12 protein-coding genes are annotated in these 16,979 nt (G+C 47.7%); 10 read left to right on the top strand and 2 right to left on the bottom strand.

The features are described 5' to 3' along the window. Window positions 1-11: 11 nt before the first annotated feature. The 4 genes from OO778_RS01050 to OO778_RS01035 all read left to right on the top strand — a co-directional run bounded on the left by OO778_RS01050 (window position 12) and on the right by OO778_RS01035 (window position 4,460). A complete protein-coding gene (locus OO778_RS01050; protein WP_005397550.1) occupies window positions 12-1,739 on the top strand; it encodes a sodium:solute symporter family protein in 1,728 nt (575 codons plus the stop codon). Between the two features lie 256 nt (window positions 1,740-1,995). After that, on the top strand, window positions 1,996-2,478 hold the full coding sequence (locus OO778_RS01045) for a hypothetical protein (RefSeq protein WP_139059577.1): 483 nt from the start codon (window positions 1,996-1,998) through the stop codon (window positions 2,476-2,478). Between the two features lie 201 nt (window positions 2,479-2,679). Beyond that, window positions 2,680-3,057: a hypothetical protein gene (locus tag OO778_RS01040; protein WP_258488038.1), complete on the top strand. Its 378-nt coding sequence runs from the start codon at window positions 2,680-2,682 to the stop codon at window positions 3,055-3,057. Between the two features lie 17 nt (window positions 3,058-3,074). Further along, window positions 3,075-4,460, top strand: coding sequence for a class II fumarate hydratase (locus tag OO778_RS01035; RefSeq protein WP_264910545.1), 1,386 nt, complete (start codon window positions 3,075-3,077; stop codon window positions 4,458-4,460). A 93-nt stretch (window positions 4,461-4,553) separates the two neighbouring features. Here OO778_RS01035 and OO778_RS01030 read toward each other — a convergent pair whose 3' ends face one another. Further along, window positions 4,554-7,985, bottom strand: a complete 3,432-nt coding sequence (locus tag OO778_RS01030; protein ID WP_264910544.1) for a PAS-domain containing protein — start codon at window positions 7,983-7,985, stop codon at window positions 4,554-4,556. Window positions 7,986-8,128: 143 nt separating this feature from the next. Continuing rightward, on the bottom strand, window positions 8,129-9,316 hold the full coding sequence (locus tag OO778_RS01025; protein WP_005397849.1) for a 3-phenylpropionate MFS transporter: 1,188 nt from the start codon (window positions 9,314-9,316) through the stop codon (window positions 8,129-8,131). Window positions 9,317-9,546: 230 nt separating this feature from the next. Between OO778_RS01025 and OO778_RS01020 the strand changes: the two genes are divergently transcribed. The 6 genes from OO778_RS01020 to accC all read left to right on the top strand — a co-directional run bounded on the left by OO778_RS01020 (window position 9,547) and on the right by accC (window position 16,865). After that, the gene (locus OO778_RS01020) at window positions 9,547-11,373 is read left to right on the top strand and encodes a DUF294 nucleotidyltransferase-like domain-containing protein (RefSeq protein WP_074190079.1); all 1,827 of its coding nucleotides are present in this window, start codon (window positions 9,547-9,549) and stop codon (window positions 11,371-11,373) included. Window positions 11,374-11,408: 35 nt separating this feature from the next. Further along, window positions 11,409-12,038, top strand: a complete 630-nt coding sequence (locus tag OO778_RS01015) for a 3'-5' exonuclease (protein WP_005382363.1) — start codon at window positions 11,409-11,411, stop codon at window positions 12,036-12,038. Between the two features lie 237 nt (window positions 12,039-12,275). Further along, window positions 12,276-14,228 carry an acetate--CoA ligase gene (gene acs, locus OO778_RS01010; RefSeq protein ID WP_264910540.1) on the top strand — a complete coding sequence of 651 codons (1,953 nt, stop codon included), beginning with the start codon at window positions 12,276-12,278 and terminating at the stop codon, window positions 14,226-14,228. 303 nt (window positions 14,229-14,531) lie between these two features. After that, window positions 14,532-14,981, top strand: coding sequence for a type II 3-dehydroquinate dehydratase (gene aroQ, locus OO778_RS01005; protein ID WP_074190077.1), 450 nt, complete (start codon window positions 14,532-14,534; stop codon window positions 14,979-14,981). Window positions 14,982-15,042: 61 nt separating this feature from the next. Continuing rightward, a complete protein-coding gene (gene accB / locus OO778_RS01000) occupies window positions 15,043-15,507 on the top strand; it encodes an acetyl-CoA carboxylase biotin carboxyl carrier protein (protein WP_005397840.1) in 465 nt (154 codons plus the stop codon). Window positions 15,508-15,521: 14 nt separating this feature from the next. Continuing rightward, window positions 15,522-16,865 (top strand): acetyl-CoA carboxylase biotin carboxylase subunit, encoded by a 1,344-nt coding sequence (gene accC, locus OO778_RS00995; protein WP_005397839.1) that lies wholly within the window; start codon window positions 15,522-15,524, stop codon window positions 16,863-16,865. The last annotated feature ends 114 nt before the right edge of the window (window positions 16,866-16,979 follow it).

Here is a 16,979-nt window from a genome sequence, read left to right as displayed (position 1 = left end):
GAGTAACTCAGATGGATTTGAAAACTATTACCTACCTGGTTGTTGGTGCAACCTTCGTCCTCTACATCGGTATTGCGATCTGGGCGCGTGCGGGGTCAACCAAAGAGTTCTATGTCGCAGGTGGCGGGGTCAACCCAATCGCTAACGGTATGGCAACCGCTGCTGACTGGATGTCGGCGGCATCGTTCATCTCAATGGCGGGTCTGATTGCCTTTATGGGTTACGGCGGCTCCGTATTCCTAATGGGTTGGACGGGTGGTTACGTACTGCTTGCACTGTTGCTCGCCCCTTATCTACGTAAGTTTGGTAAGTTTACGGTGCCAGAGTTTGTTGGTGAACGCTTCTACTCGAACACGGCACGTATCGTGGCGGTTATCTGTCTTATCATCGCATCGGTCACTTATGTTATCGGCCAGATGAAAGGCGTTGGCGTTGCCTTCGGTCGCTTCCTAGAAGTTGATTACTCAACAGGCCTACTGATTGGTATGTGTATTGTATTCATGTACGCAGTACTTGGCGGCATGAAAGGCATCACATACACGCAGATTGCTCAATATTGCGTACTCATTCTTGCTTACACTATCCCTGCAATCTTTATCTCTCTGCAACTTACAGGTAACCCGCTACCTCAGATTGGCCTCGGGAGTACCATTCAAGGCACCGATGTTTATCTGCTCGATAGGCTCGACCAAGTGGTGACCGAACTCGGCTTTAGTGAGTACACCACACAGGTTCGCGGTAGCACACTAAACATGTTCGTCTACACCATGTCATTGATGATCGGTACTGCGGGTCTACCACACGTTATCATCCGTTTCTTTACGGTACCTAAGGTACGTGATGCGCGTACTTCTGCTGGCTGGGCACTTGTGTTCATCGCGATTCTATACACAACAGCGCCAGCAGTTTCAGCAATGGCTCGTCTAAACCTAATGGATACCGTTAACCCAGCTCCGGGCCAACACCTTGCGTATGATGAGCGCCCTGATTGGTTCAAAAACTGGGAAACAACAGGTCTATTAGGCTTTGATGATAAGAATGGCGATGGCCTGATCGAGTACACCTCAAACCCTGACACCAATGAGTTGCGAGTTGACCGTGACATCATGGTACTAGCAAACCCAGAAATCGCTAAGCTACCAAACTGGGTCATTGCACTCGTAGCCGCTGGTGGCCTCGCTGCAGCGCTATCCACAGCAGCGGGTCTGTTGCTTGCTATTTCGTCGGCGATTTCCCATGACTTAATTAAAGGGGTTATAAATCCGAACATATCCGAGAAGAAGGAGCTGCTTGCCAGCCGAATCTCGATGGCGGTGGCAATCGCAGCCGCAGGCTATCTCGGATTGAATCCTCCTGGCTTTGCAGCTGGTACGGTGGCGCTCGCCTTTGGTCTTGCTGCGTCATCCATCTTCCCTGCGTTGATGATGGGTATCTTCAGTAAAGGCATCAATAAAGAAGGCGCAATCGCCGGTATGATTGCCGGTATCAGTATCACGCTGTTCTACGTATTCCAGCACAAAGGCATCCTATTCGTTGCTGACTGGAAATATCTAGAAAGCTGGGGAACCAACTGGTTCCTAGGTATTGAGCCAAACGCGTTTGGTGCTATCGGCGCACTATTTAACTTCATCGTGGCATTCGCGGTATCGAAAGTTACGGCGGAAACACCTCAAGAAGTTAAAGATCTTGTTGAACACGTTCGTGTCCCTGTTGGTGCAGGCGATGCCGTGGACCACTAAAATATAACGCAAGCCACAAAAGCCCCACTTGGGGCTTTTTTATTCACCTAACTTATTCTAATAATTAGATTCCCTGAGCCGTAGCAAGGAAGCACACGAATGGCATTGGTTATATGTTCGGGGAACGCAGAAACCATTGTTTAGAACAAGGCAAAGATTGCAGCAAGCTAGTTGCTCTACCTTCAAAATCATTAACGAAGTTATTAGTGATTTTAGCCAGTTAAAATGAACAGATAATTGATGGAATTAGTATTTTATGTTCAAAAACAAGCACTTTATTCTCGCTCTGCTGATTGCGCCGATTCTTTCTTTGATCGCCTACTTCGGCACCGATATGGCACTCAGCGAGAAACCCCACGCGGCACAAGAAGGGGAAACTTACAAACTCGCGAGTAAGTCTAACTGTCGTTACACCAGTGGACTGTGTGACATGGAAAATGGCGACTTTAAAGTGAAGTTTCGCTCAGAACAGCTCACGAAAAATGGCTTAGAATTGTCACTCAATGCCGCTTATCCACTCGAAGGGGTCAAAGTTTCGATCGTTAATGACGAAGATAAAAATGCTCAGCCGGTTGATATGAAGCCCGCCGATCAGGCTGGAAAAAGTTGGTACATTACCTTACCAAGACCAGCATCCGCAGAAAGTTGGTTAAGAGTCGTCATTCAATCTGGAGGCACACTTTATTACGGCGAAACACAAACCGCGTTTGTGAAGTACGAAACCTTATTTACAGAGTAATGGCCACAGATAAAGACACCGATATCCAAAACGTCGATACCTCATTGTCACCTCAGGACTAAATAATTCCCTCTCTGCCGACGCTTTTACGTCGGCTTTTGTTTCCGTAAGTCTTTCTTCAACAACCTCTTACTCTAAAAAGAGTTGCCAACCCACCACTTAATTGATAATAATTATCATTACACTGAACAAGAGGTGGTTATGGACAACAAACGGGACATCTTCAACGCATTTTTTAAAGCACAAGATAGATTCCTTCTCGCCGCACCACACGGCTTTGAGCCAGACGTAATTCATGACTATATTCATTGTGGAATGGTGTTGTCTTCCTGCTATGAACACGGTGCCGATGAAGAAAATCTATTGTTGTGTGAGCTGTTTTTGCGTCAGGTTTATTTCCATCTACTAGACGCAATTCAAGACTCCACTCGCAGTCGCATCTTCCGTCGTGTCTGTCTCGATTCTATCCATACGCCATTATTCTGTCTCAAACGCTATTACTATCAGTTTGAACAAGGCGACGTGAAATTTCTCGCATTACAACAACAATTACGCCTGATTCAAATCTCACTCGATTAACCAAAAGGATCCCTACCATGAGCACCGAATTCCGCATAGAAACTGACAGTATGGGCGAAGTGAAAGTCCCAGCAGATGCACTCTACCAAGCCCAAACTCAGCGCGCCGTCGATAACTTCTCATTCAGTCAACATAAGATGCCATCTGGCTTCATCCAAGCGTTGGCACACATCAAGCAGACTGCGGCACTCACCAACGCACAATTGGGGCTGCTTGAAGGTGATATCGCTAATGCGATTGCTGACGCAGCTCAGGCGATTATCGAGGGCAATCATATTGAGCAGTTCCCAATTGACGTATTTCAAACCGGATCAGGCACCAGCTCAAATATGAATGCGAATGAAGTGATTGCAACACTGGCCTCCCAGCATCTAGGCGGTACCGTCAGTCCTAATGATCACGTCAACATGGGACAAAGCAGTAACGATGTGGTGCCAACCGCAATTCAAGTGAGCGCAGCATTAGCCATTGAAAAACAGCTCTTTCCGGCCCTGTCACACCTCAGCCAAGCACTAGAGTCTAAGCAGCAAGCACTGAAAGATGTTGTAAAAACCGGGCGCACTCACTTAATGGACGCGATGCCTATAACCTTTGCTCAAGAGCTTGGCGGTTGGCAGTTCCAAATCGACCATGCTAAGCAAGCGATTGAGCAAGCACTGCCAGCGGTAAAAGCCTTAGCCCAAGGTGGTACGGCGGTTGGTACAGGGATCAATGCCGATCCACGCTTTGCAGACTTATTCGCTAGCAACCTAACCCAGTCAACTCATATTCAGTTCACGGCCAGTGATAACTTCTTTTTCAATTTAAGCAGTCAAGATGCGATCGTCGCCCTATCGGGACAGCTCAAAACAGCAGCAGTTGCGATCATGAAGATCGCAAACGATCTTCGCTGGATGAACTCAGGCCCATTGGCTGGTTTAGGTGAGATTGAATTACAAGGCTTGCAACCGGGCTCTTCCATCATGCCTGGCAAAGTAAATCCTGTGATCCCAGAAGCCGCAGCTATGGCCTCAGCGCAAGTCATTGGTAATGACACCACGATTACCGTCGCGGGCCAAGCAGGCAACTTCCAACTAAACGTCATGCTACCTGTCATTGCTCATAACGTATTGGAGAGCATCGAGTTGCTCGCTAACAGCGCAACCGCTTTAGCCGATAAGGCCATTGCAACATTCGAAGTTCGTCAAGATAACTTGGATGTAGCGCTCGCCAAAAACCCAATTTTGGTCACGGCCCTCAACCCGGTCATTGGCTACCTAAAAGCGGCAGAAGTCGCGAAAAAAGCCTATAAGCAGGGGCGTGCGATTATTGATGTCGCGGAAGAAGAAACCGATTTAGATAGAGTAACGCTCGAACGATTGCTTAATCCCGCAAAACTCACCCAAGGTGGTGTCGCGGAATAAGCGGCAAAATCAGCCTACAAACCAAAATAAGATTCAAACACAGAGACCTCCATTCGGAGGTCTCTTTTATAGCAACGCTAAAACACTCTAAATCTATTCGACGCGGTTGAGCACCGAACGCAATTTAAGCGGCTTAACTGGCTTCGCAATAAAGCTGAACCCATTTGCCTTGATGCCATCAAGCATATCATCGGTGCGATCCGCGCTGATGATGACACCTTCAAAGCAGCTGCCTAGTCTCAAGCGACATTGCTGTAGCACTTCCAAGCCAGTACGACCATCATCAAGTCGGTAATCGGAAAAAATCACGTCCGGAATCCAACCATCCTCGAGAGCTTGTAGACTTTCGACCAAATCGGTCGCCACTCGCGTATCGCAGCCCCATCGAGAAAGTAAGTTTTCCATGCCGACTAAAATATCAGGCTCATTATCCACACATAGAATTCTTAGATGACCAAGTTCAGACTGGTTACTTGTCGTGACTTGAACTGGGTGCGGCTGCACATGATCGGCTTTATCAAGCGTGATAGAAAAGACACTGCCTTTACCAACCCAAGAACGCATCGAAATTTCATGCCCGAGCACTTGAGCAATTCCTTTAGAAATCGCCAAACCAAGTCCGAGACCTTGGTCGGAACGAACTTGAGTTCCGCGATTAAACTCTTCAAAGATCTCTTGCTGCTTCTCTTCTTCAATACCTACACCGTTGTCCCACACATCAATACGCACTCGCCCTTTTACCCGGCGAACACCGAGCGCCACTTTGCCATTCGGGTTATAACGAAACGCATTGGTCAGGAAGTTTTGTACCACACGGCGCAGCAGTTTGGGATCCGATTTAACCATGAGTGAGGATGGAATCATGGTGAATGCTATACCTTGTTGCTTGGCTAATGCGCTGAACTCCGCATTCAAATTCGACAACACATCGTTTAACGCAAAACCGTGCACATTGACTTCCAGCTTGCCCGACTCCAAGCGCGAGATATCCAGCAAATCTCCTATCAGGTCTTCGGCCGCCTCTAAAGCACTCTCAATGTGTGCCGACAGCTTTTTGGCTTCGCTGTCTTTGGCTACTTCCGACAATGAAGAAGCGAACAGGCGTGCCGCGTTGAGTGGCTGCATCAAATCATGGCTTACTGCCGCCAAGAACCGTGATTTGGACTTCGATTCCAAATCCGAGCGCTGCGTCGCTGCCACCAGCTGCTTGTTAAGTTGTTCCAATTCTCGAGTCCGCAGACGCACCCTTTCTTCCAATGTCTCGTTGGCGTCTTTCAGTGCTTGCTCTGCATCACGGAATACGGTGATGTCGGTAAAGCTCATCACAAAGCCACCACCTGGCATTGGGTTACCTTGCACCTCTATCACGCGACCATCGGGACGGACCCGAGAAGAAGTGTGCCGAGTCCCTTGCTCAAGGTGATACACACGGCGACGGACGTGGTCATCAGGATCGCCTGGTCCACATAAACCTTGCTCTGCATTGTGCCGAATCACATCCGCAATCGGTCGCCCAACTTGGATCAAGCCTGGCGGAAATTCAAAGAGTTCTAAGTAGCGTTGGTTCCAAGCCACCAAGCGTAATTGCTTATCGACCACCGCAATACCTTGGCCGATATGTTCAATCGCCCCTTGAAGTAGGCCTCGGCTAAAATCGTACAGTTCAGAGGCTTCATCGACGATAGTCGCCACCTCTTCAAGCTGCATGTTTCTTCCTTGCAGAGCAGAAGTAAGTACTAACTTAGCAGAAGAAGCACCGAATACCCCGGCTAATACACGTTCGGTATGTCGAATCAGAGAAGATGGCGCTTGCTGATTCGGCATTAGCTCTTCTCGTTGCTGGCTCCAATACGCTTGAAAAGCCGCTTTTACTCGCGTTCGCCCAACAAACCTAGACGCTAGCATTTCTAGTTCAGCAACCGTAACACGACTCTGGTATAGGCTCATGTTTTCGCTTTCAGGCAGTGGCGTACCAACGAATGACGCCGATTGTAAGCGCTCACTTAGGCTTGGTCGTGTAGTCATAGAAACCACAACAAAACATACTGCATTGGCAACAACGCTGAGGATCATCCCCCAATCTGAAATCGCAATGTCAAAGCCAGCCAATACCTCTGGTGGAGTGATCAACCAAATCAAAAAGTTGTTACTGGCATTCCCGGCAAGCATGTCCGTTTGGCTCATTAACGTTATCAGCCAAATGGTAAAGCCTACCGCCAAGCCAACATACACACCTTTCTTATTCCCTTGACGCCAGTACATACCGCCCACCAGCGCAGGCGCGAATTGCGTGATCGCCGCAAATGAGAGAAAGCCGATCGCTGAGAGTGAGTGAATGGTATCTAACGCTTGATAAAAACCCCAAGCGCCAATTAGTAGGACTAAAATCAGACCACGGCGGATCCGCAGTAATAATTTAGAGAAGTGATGATGGTTACGCTGCGTCAATCGCATGCGACGCAATAATAGTGGCATAACCAAGTCGTTCGATACCATGATCGCTAAGGCAATCGTCGACACGATAACCATGCCACTGGCCGCCGAAGTGCCACCTAAAAATGCAAGCAAAGCGATTTCACTCGCCCCTACCGACATCGGCACACTGATCACATAAGTATCAGGCGAAGCACCACTCAACAAACCTTGCCCTACCCACGCAATAGGTAAAACAAAAATCCCCATCAAGATCAGATAAATGGGAAACAACCAACGAGCAACATGCAAATCTTGCGCGCGTTCGTTTTCCACCACCATCGTATGGAATTGTCGTGGAAGACAAACAATCGCCAGCATCGTGAGTACGGTATGAATCAATATCGTCGGGATATTCGGTGACTGATACGTCTGTGCGGCAACGTCAACTAAGCTCAAATTCTCGGTGTTCATCGCCAGCCAAACAATGAATACACCGACCACTAAAAACGCCAACAGTTTGATAATCGATTCGAAAGCAATCGCCATCATCATCCCACGATGGTGTTCCGTGTTATCAATGTGCCGGGTACCAAATAGCATGGTAAAAATTGCCAGTGCGACCACGACAAACCACGACACGCTATCGTTTTGGTAACCAAAATCGGTAGCCAGTTCTGGAGCAATGATTTCAAGCCCCATAGTGATACCACGCAACTGCAAAGCGATATATGGCAAAATTCCCGCAACCGCAATGAGTGTAACGACTACGGCCAAACCTTGAGATTTGCCGTAACGAGCTCCGATAAAATCAGCAATCGACGTGATGTGTTCCCGTTTAGCAATCAAAATAAGCCGAGCTAAAACGCGCCATCCGATGGTAAACACTAAAATGGGGGCAATATAGATGGGCAAGAAAGACCAAGGGTTACTGCTGGCCTGCCCGACCGTGCCGTAGAAGGTCCACGATGTACAGTACACCGCAATGGAAAGGCTATAAATCCACGGCCGCCAGCGTGCTAACCACCTTTTCTGAATGTCGCCGTACCACGCGATGATAAATAAGGCTCCCAAATACGCCAAAGAAACGGGAACCACCAGCCATCCTTGCATCCGATATCCTTTCTTGCCTTTCTTGCCTTTCTTGCCGTTTTAAGGCAAGAGAATAAAAAAACCTCTCCATTAGGGAGAGGTTTCATTTAACACTGCTTTCACAACGGAGACAAAGCTTAGTTTTTAACCTTTGTCACAGAAGTCTAATTCTGTGTTTCCAGTGACTTGTCTGATACATCGACCACATGATGTGGCTCTTGTGGTTCGAGCTTGATGAACAGTGCCAATAACCCCATCGCGGCCATGCCCCAGAACACAAGTGGCCCCCAGTGCTCATAACCCCAACCGCTCAACACGGTCATCAGTGCGATGAATGCGCCTAGCGGAATCGCGTTATACAATGCTTGCAGCGCCACTATCTTATTCTCTTCCGAGTTTTGGATATATTGAATCGCAGCAATGTGTGCCGTTGCGAATGTCACGCCATGCAATAATTGAACAATCACCAAAGCAACAATCGACGTTGTCGATGCCGTAATGCCCCAACGCATCATCACACCAACGGCAGCAACAACAAATAACGCGCGCATTGACCAACCGACAAATAAACGCTTGCTCAGCGCAAACACTGCCACTTCGGCTGCAACACCCAAGCTCCACAGATAGCCAATCACATCTTCCGAATGACCTGCGGCTTTCCAGTGAATAGCGCTAAAACCGTAGTAAGCCGCATGACTGCCCTGAATTAATGACACCAACACTAAGAATTTAAGTATCGGCTTGTCAGTCAAAAGAGCACTCAGTTTTGGACGCTCCGCGCTTTGCCCACCAAGCGTAACGGGCATCGGGTTAGTCATACGCATTGAAAATAGCAACGAAACTAATACCCCGGCCATCGCCGTGTACAAGATCATATCAGAGCCAAATTCAGCCACCAGATAACCCACGGCCGTCGAACCCGCGATAAAGGCGATCGAGCCCCATAAGCGCGTACGGCCGTAGTCGAGCATTTTCAGACGAGCGTAGTAGTTTGCCATCGCATCCGATAATGGAACAATCGGTCCACAACAGAGGTTAAATAGCACCGTCGCTAACGCCATTAACCAAAAACTGCCACCTGTAAAAAAGTGAAATCCAACAAAAAGGAGGGCAGCGAAACTCAACCAACGTAAAGCAGGCATAAGGTGTTCAACTTTGTGCACTCGTGGGGTGATCACGATATTGGCGACACAACGTGTCGCAAGACCTAACCCAACTAGCAAACCGATGTCGGTCGAAGAGACACCTTGCTCCTTAAACCAAAGTGACCAAAATGGCAGATATACGCCATACGCAAAGAAGAATCCGAGAAAGTACTGGGAAATCCAGCCATACGGAGAAGGTTTCAACATTACTAATATCCTAAAACGGGAACATCAACGTTCGAGCCGGGAATTATGGATCGCTATGCGTATTATAAAAAGGGAAGAATAGGCAACTTATCGTTTCCTCGATGGAATACTAACTTTGCGACATTGGCCATCTTAAAGCGAAATCATCGTGATTTAGACCAAAGTCGTCTGGCTTCCGGTAGGAAATTTGTCAGACTTAGAGAGTGTTCCTTCCATCATTGGGTGTTCTCATGCCTGACAAATTTAACATGCAATCTCCACCGTTCGACCGCTTAACTGAAGCACAACAGACACGACTGCGCTCGTCTCTGGACGTTGCCTACTATCGAGCTCGAGATGTAATTTTATCTTGCGGACAGAAGAACCCTCACTTGCATATTCTGATCAAAGGCGCGGTAGAAGAGCGCTCCCAAGATCAGCAGGAAGTGTTCGCGCATTATGCCAACGACGATATGTTTGATGTGCGCTCATTACTTGAAGACAACGTACGTCATCAATACATCGCACTTGAAGACACGCTCTCCTATCTGCTACCGAAAGACGTCTTTCTGGCGCTTTACAACGAGAATGGTCAGTTTGCGGCCTATTTCGATAACAATTTATCAAAGCGACAAGAACTCATCGAAGCCGCTCACCAACAACAAAACTTGGCAGAGTTTATCCTCACCAAAGTTGACCGCAGCATTTATCACCCACCGATGATCCTTGAGCCAAATACGCCGATTAACGAGGTGACGCACACCCTAAAAGCAAATGGGATCGATGCAGCACTTGTCAAACTCAATGATGACGATCCGCGATTAGAAAAATGGCCCTCGGCTCATCCATACGCCATCGTGACGCGAACCAACATGCTGCACTCCGTGATGTTAGATGGCAGCGCACTCAATACCCCTGTTGGTGATATCGCCACCTTTCCTGTCTATCACGTTGATGATGGTGATTTTTTATTCAATGCCATGATCACCATGACCCGAAATCGAATGAAACGTCTCATGGTATGTGATGGCAACCAAGCCATCGGCATGCTGGATATGACCCAAATTCTCAGCGCGTTCTCTACCCACTCTCACGTGTTAACGCTCAGTATTGCCAGAGCAAGCAGTGTGGAAGAGCTCGCATTAGCCTCAAACCGCCAACGTCAATTGGTCGAGAGCTTATTGAGAAACGGCATCCGCACTCGCTTTATCATGGAGTTAATTTCCGCCGTGAACGAGCAAATTATCGAAAAAGCGTTCGAGTTAGTGGTTCCACCAGCCTTGCACGATCATTGCTGCTTAATCGTACTCGGCTCAGAAGGTCGAGGAGAACAAATTCTCAAGACAGACCAAGACAATGCTCTAATTATTCAAGATGGTTTGGAATGGCCTCATTGCGAACAAGTGATGCAATCCTTCACGCACACTCTACAACAGCTCGGTTATCCACTTTGCCCGGGTAAAGTCATGGTCAACAACCCGAAATGGGTCAAAACGCAGCAAGAATGGATAAACACCTTAGACCGCTGGATAGCCAAAGCCGAACCACAACAAATCATGGACTTAGCCATTTTCAGTGACGCCCATGCTGTTGCGGGTAATCGCGAGCTGCTGGCTCCAATCGCGGCCCACCTTCGCGACACAATGAAAGATCGCATGTTGATACTGTCTGATTTTACTCGCCCTGCCTTGCAGTTTTCTGTGCCCCTAACTCTGTTTGGCAACGTAAAAAGTGCTAAGGACGGATTAGATATTAAACGCGGCGGCATTTTCCCAATTGTGCACGGCATTCGCACCTTGTCTTTGGAATATGCCATTGAGGAGAAGAACACGTTTGAGCGCATTGAAGCACTTCGGAAAAAACGCATCTTAGAGCCTGAAACGGCAGATAACCTCAACGAAGCACTGAAATTGTTCTTTAAGGTTCGCCTTAATCAACAACTCAAAAAGCAAGAAGCATTGAATAACATTGATATTAAACAACTGGATAGAACCGAGCGTGATTTACTTCGCCACAGCTTACATGTAGTGAAAAAATTTAAGCAATTTTTAGGCTTCCACTATCAAATTCGTGATTAACCATGATTTTCATAAATCATACAGAGGCGTAGGCAATGAACTGGTTACAACGCAAATACTGGCACTACAAACTGAAAGGCTCTCCTTATCAGTCGCTTTTTTGCACGCCCGATAAAACGGAATACGTTTCGCTCGACTGCGAAACCACCAGCCTTGATCCAAATCGCGCCGAGTTGGTGACCATTGCGGCCACGAAGATCATCGACAACCGCATCATCACTAGCCAGCCATTTGAAGTCCGCTTACGCGCGCCGCAATCGCTCGATTCTGGCTCAGTCAAAATTCATCGAATTCGCCACCAAGACTTAGTCGACGGGATTAGCGAAAAAGAGGCGCTGCTCGAGCTGCTCGACTTCATCGGCAACCGACCACTTGTCGGTTATCACATTCGTTACGATAAAAAGATCTTAGATCTTGCTTGTCTGAGGCAACTTGGCTTTCCACTTCCTAACCCGCTCATCGAGGTAAGTCAGATTTATCACGACAAGCTGGAAAGACATTTGCCGAATGCCTATTTCGACTTAAGTCTGGATGCGATTTGTAAACACCTCGAACTTCCTATCCAAGATAAACACGACGCTTTACAAGATGCGATTTCTGCCGCTTTGGTCTTTGTTCGCTTAACGAAAGGCGATTTGCCCAACCTAACCGCGCCGTATACATAAAAATCAGTTGACCTAGCTCCCAGAAATACTTTTGTTTCAGCGATTTCACGACGCTTCCTTCACTCTCATCCTAAAGTCTAATTGTGGAAATACGCGCAGTGACTGACAGTTATAAGCACAACGTCGTCATTACCACGACCAAGTTATTTAGAACCAAAAAACAGCCCTACAAAAACATATTCAAAATCTTATCTAGATTGGTGTAAGGCCGAGAAATAAGGCACAAGGAGAGAAGCCATGAGCGAAGCCCACGTTTATCCGGTAAAAGAAAATATTAAAACTCATACACACGCGGATAATGATACTTACTTAGCCATGTATCAGCAGTCGGTAACCGATCCAGAGGGCTTCTGGAACGAGCACGGCAAAATCGTTGATTGGATCAAACCTTTCACCAAAGTAAAAAGCACTTCTTTCGACACTGGCCATGTTGATATTCGCTGGTTTGAAGATGGCACACTGAACGTCTCGGCTAACTGTATTGACCGTCATCTCGCAGAACACGGGGACGACGTCGCCATCATTTGGGAAGGCGATGATCCAGCCGACGACAAAACACTCACTTTCAACGAACTACACAAAGAAGTGTGTAAGTTCTCCAACGCATTGAAAGAGCAAGGCGTACGCAAGGGCGACGTGGTATGTCTCTACATGCCAATGGTGCCAGAAGCCGCAGTGGCTATGCTCGCTTGTACCCGCATCGGTGCGGTTCATACCGTTGTATTTGGCGGTTTCTCACCAGAAGCTCTCTCTGGCCGTATCATCGACTCTGACGCTAAAGTCGTGATCACCGCTGATGAAGGCGTGCGCGGCGGGCGTGCCGTTCCACTGAAAAAGAACGTGGACGAAGCACTAACTAACCCAGACGTAAAAACCATCAATAAAGTGTTGGTGCTTAAACGTACAGGTGGTGATGTCGAATGGCATGAACACCGTGATGTTTGGTGGCACGAAGCAACAGCTAACGTTTCTGACGTTTGCCCACCAGAAGAGATGAAAGCCGAAGATCCGCTCTTCATCCTTTACACTTCAGGTTCAACAGGCAAACCTAAAGGTGTACTACACACGACTGGTGGTTACCTCGTCTACGCGGCGATGACCTTCAAATATGTGTTCGATTACCAACCAGGCGAAACCTTCTGGTGTACCGCGGACGTGGGTTGGATTACCGGTCACACTTACCTAATCTACGGTCCACTTGCAAATGGGGCGAAGACCATCTTATTCGAAGGTGTACCAAACTACCCAAGCACAAGCCGTATGAGCGAAGTGGTTGATAAACACCAAGTCAACATTCTATACACCGCCCCAACCGCGATTCGTGCGCTAATGGCAAAAGGTGATGAAGCGGTTGCAGGCACATCTCGTTCAAGCCTGCGCATCATGGGCTCAGTGGGCGAACCAATCAACCCAGAAGCGTGGGAGTGGTACTACAAAACGATTGGTAACGAGAACTCACCTATCGTCGATACTTGGTGGCAAACGGAAACTGGCGGCATCTTGATTGCGCCACTACCGGGGGCAACCGATCTAAAACCAGGCTCTGCGACTCGCCCATTCTTCGGCGTCCAGCCTTCTCTTGTCGATAACATGGGCAATATTCTTGAAGATACTGTTGCTGAAGGTAACTTGGTTATCCTTGATTCTTGGCCAGGCCAGATGCGCACGGTTTACGGCGACCATGAGCGCTTTGAACAGACCTACTTCTCAACCTTTAAGGGTATGTACTTCACCAGTGATGGTGCGCGTCGTGACGAAGACGGCTACTACTGGATCACTGGCCGTGTTGATGACGTACTAAACGTGTCGGGTCACCGTATGGGTACCGCTGAAATTGAATCAGCGCTAGTGGCGCACCACAAGATTGCAGAAGCGGCGATTGTTGGTATTCCACATGACATCAAGGGCCAAGCTATCTACGCTTACATTACATTGAACGATGGTGAATTCCCGTCAGCAGAGCTGCACAAAGAAGTTAAAGATTGGGTGCGTAAAGAGATTGGTCCAATCGCGACACCAGATGTACTGCACTGGACGGATTCCTTACCGAAGACTCGCTCTGGTAAGATCATGCGTCGAATCCTGCGTAAGATTGCAACGGGCGATACAAGCAACCTCGGAGACACATCAACGCTTGCCGATCCGAGCGTGGTAGACAAACTCATCGCAGAGAAAGCAGAATTGGCATAAATTCAACCAACTGTTTTAAAAGCACTTTAAAAACCGCCATCACTCATGGCGGTTTTTTGCTTTTGCGCACAAATTAACCACACAACGAACGTGGCAATTATGTTGTTTTTGTTAACTTGGTTACAGAAACGAAGGTGGCTATTAGGAGATTAGACCAGTAAATTGCTGCTAATTGCTATGAATTAGCTATAATCTTGGTCGATTTTTTAAAATTTGCTCGGTTTTAACAAAAAAATCGTGCTGAACTATCGTATATTTGGGAATATAAACGTTCCACTCACGATAAGGGAAGATAGCAACATAATGCCTGCAAAGTCACGGATTCTTGTTCTAAACGGACCAAATCTTAACCTATTAGGTCTGCGCGAACCGACACACTATGGTCACAGCACCTTAGCACAAGTTGTGGATGCTCTTACGAAGCAAGCTCATAACGCTGGGGTGGAACTGGAACACCTACAATCAAATCGTGAGTACGAACTGATTGAAGCCATTCATGCTGCTTATGGCAAGATTGACTTCATCATCATCAATCCAGCGGCTTTCACTCATACCAGTGTGGCACTGCGAGATGCATTACTTGGCGTCGCCATCCCATTTATTGAGGTGCACTTATCAAATGTGCACGCACGTGAACCATTTCGTCATCACTCTTATCTGTCAGATAAAGCAGAAGGCGTGATTTGCGGTTTAGGCGCACAAGGTTATGAATTCGCTCTGTCTGCCGCGATTAATAAGCTACAGGCAAAGTAACCCTAACACTCTGCAACCCCACGAGGGTTGTCTTAATCACAAGATAAAAGAGAAAGAAAAGATGGATATTCGTAAAATCAAGAAGCTAATTGAGTTAGTTGAAGAGTCTGGCATTGCTGAGCTAGAGATTTCTGAAGGTGAAGAGTCAGTACGCATCAGTCGTCACGGCACTGCAGCCCCTCAAGCACCAGTTCACTACGCAGCAGCTCCAGTAGCGGCACCTGCTCCAGCAGCAGCGGCACCAGTAGCAGAAGCGCCAGCAGCAGAAGCTCCAGCGGCTGCAACGCCTGCAGGTCACCAAGTTCTTTCTCCAATGGTTGGTACTTTCTACCGTTCTCCAAGCCCAGACTCTAAAGCATTCGTAGAAGTGGGTCAGAAAGTAAATGCTGGCGATACGCTATGTATTGTTGAAGCAATGAAAATGATGAACCAAATCGAAGCGGACAAATCTGGCGTTGTTACAGCGATCCTAGCTGAAGACGGCCAACCAGTTGAATTCGACCAACCTCTTGTTGTAATCGAATAAGCGGGGCTTGCCTTATGCTAGACAAAGTAGTCATCGCGAACCGAGGTGAAATTGCACTTCGTATTCTTCGCGCTTGTAAAGAGTTAGGTATTAAGACCGTCGCTGTTCACTCGACAGCTGACCGCGATCTTAAGCACGTACTACTCGCAGACGAAACCGTATGTATCGGCCCTGCTCGTGGTATCGACAGCTACCTAAATATCCCACGAATTATTTCTGCAGCAGAAGTAACAGGGGCCGTTGCCATTCACCCTGGTTACGGCTTCTTGTCAGAAAACGCAGACTTCGCTGAGCAAGTTGAGCGCAGTGGTTTCATCTTCGTTGGTCCAAAAGCAGACACTATCCGCCTGATGGGTGACAAAGTGTCGGCTATCAACGCAATGAAGAAAGCTGGCGTTCCTTGTGTACCTGGCTCTGACGGTCCTCTGGACAACGACGAAGAGAAAAACAAGGCGTTTGCTAAACGCATTGGTTATCCAGTCATCATCAAAGCGTCTGGTGGCGGCGGTGGCCGTGGTATGCGTGTCGTTCGCGCAGAAAAAGATCTAATTCAAGCGATTGCAATGACGCGTGCTGAAGCAAAAGCAGCGTTCAACAACGACATGGTTTACATGGAGAAATTCCTAGAAAACCCTCGTCACGTTGAAGTGCAAGTTATCGCTGACGGTCAAGGCGGCGCAATCCACCTTGGTGAGCGTGATTGTTCAATGCAACGTCGTCACCAAAAAGTAGTGGAAGAGGCGCCAGCACCAGGTATCACTGAAGAGATGCGTAAGTACATCGGTGAACGTTGTACTCGTGCATGTATCGAAATTGGTTACCGCGGCGCAGGTACGTTCGAATTCCTATACGAGAACGGTGAATTCTACTTCATCGAAATGAACACTCGTATTCAGGTAGAACACCCAGTAACAGAAATGGTTACCGGCATCGACCTAATCAAAGAACAGCTTCGCGTTGCAGCGGGTCAACCTCTGTCATTCACTCAAGATGACATTAAGATCCGTGGCCATGCGATTGAGTGCCGTATCAACGCAGAAGACCCAGAACGCTTCCTACCATCTCCAGGTAAGATCGAGCGTTTCCACGCGCCTGGCGGTATGGGTGTGCGTTGGGAATCACACATCTATTCTGGTTACACAGTACCACCTCATTACGATTCAATGATTGGTAAGCTAATCACGTACGGTGAAAACCGTGATGTGGCGATTGCGCGCATGAAGAATGCTCTGGGTGAGATGATCATCGAAGGCATCAAAACCAACGTGCCACTGCAATTCTCCATTATGAATGACGAAAACTTCCAACACGGTGGTGCAAACATCCACTACCTAGAGAAGAAGCTCGGCTTACAATAAGCCTTAGCTAACGTCTTAAAAAATGCCCACATCCGTGGGCATTTTTGTTTTGTATGTACTCTAAGCATTCAACAAATACGTAGGCTTATTTGGGTATATACTCAAACAAATCGT

This window comes from Vibrio sp. STUT-A16 (genome assembly GCF_026000495.1).
Classification (GTDB): domain Bacteria; phylum Pseudomonadota; class Gammaproteobacteria; order Enterobacterales; family Vibrionaceae; genus Vibrio; species Vibrio diabolicus.
This window is presented reverse-complemented; position numbering and strand designations above follow the sequence as displayed.

Bases quoted from the DNA above. Each gene is read 5' to 3' on its own strand.
- OO778_RS01015 (WP_005382363.1), top strand. From the start codon at position 11,409: ATGAACTGGTTACAACGCAAATACTGGCACTACAAACTGAAAGGCTCT.
- OO778_RS01050 (WP_005397550.1), top strand. From the start codon at position 12: ATGGATTTGAAAACTATTACCTACCTGGTTGTTGGTGCAACCTTCGTC.
- OO778_RS01025 (WP_005397849.1), bottom strand. From the start codon at position 9,316: ATGTTGAAACCTTCTCCGTATGGCTGGATTTCCCAGTACTTTCTCGGA.
- OO778_RS01020 (WP_074190079.1), top strand. From the start codon at position 9,547: ATGCCTGACAAATTTAACATGCAATCTCCACCGTTCGACCGCTTAACT.
- aroQ (WP_074190077.1), top strand. From the start codon at position 14,532: ATGCCTGCAAAGTCACGGATTCTTGTTCTAAACGGACCAAATCTTAAC.
- OO778_RS01045 (WP_139059577.1), top strand. From the start codon at position 1,996: ATGTTCAAAAACAAGCACTTTATTCTCGCTCTGCTGATTGCGCCGATT.
- OO778_RS01040 (WP_258488038.1), top strand. From the start codon at position 2,680: ATGGACAACAAACGGGACATCTTCAACGCATTTTTTAAAGCACAAGAT.
- acs (WP_264910540.1), top strand. From the start codon at position 12,276: ATGAGCGAAGCCCACGTTTATCCGGTAAAAGAAAATATTAAAACTCAT.
- OO778_RS01030 (WP_264910544.1), bottom strand. From the start codon at position 7,985: ATGCAAGGATGGCTGGTGGTTCCCGTTTCTTTGGCGTATTTGGGAGCC.
- accB (WP_005397840.1), top strand. From the start codon at position 15,043: ATGGATATTCGTAAAATCAAGAAGCTAATTGAGTTAGTTGAAGAGTCT.
- OO778_RS01035 (WP_264910545.1), top strand. From the start codon at position 3,075: ATGAGCACCGAATTCCGCATAGAAACTGACAGTATGGGCGAAGTGAAA.
- accC (WP_005397839.1), top strand. From the start codon at position 15,522: ATGCTAGACAAAGTAGTCATCGCGAACCGAGGTGAAATTGCACTTCGT.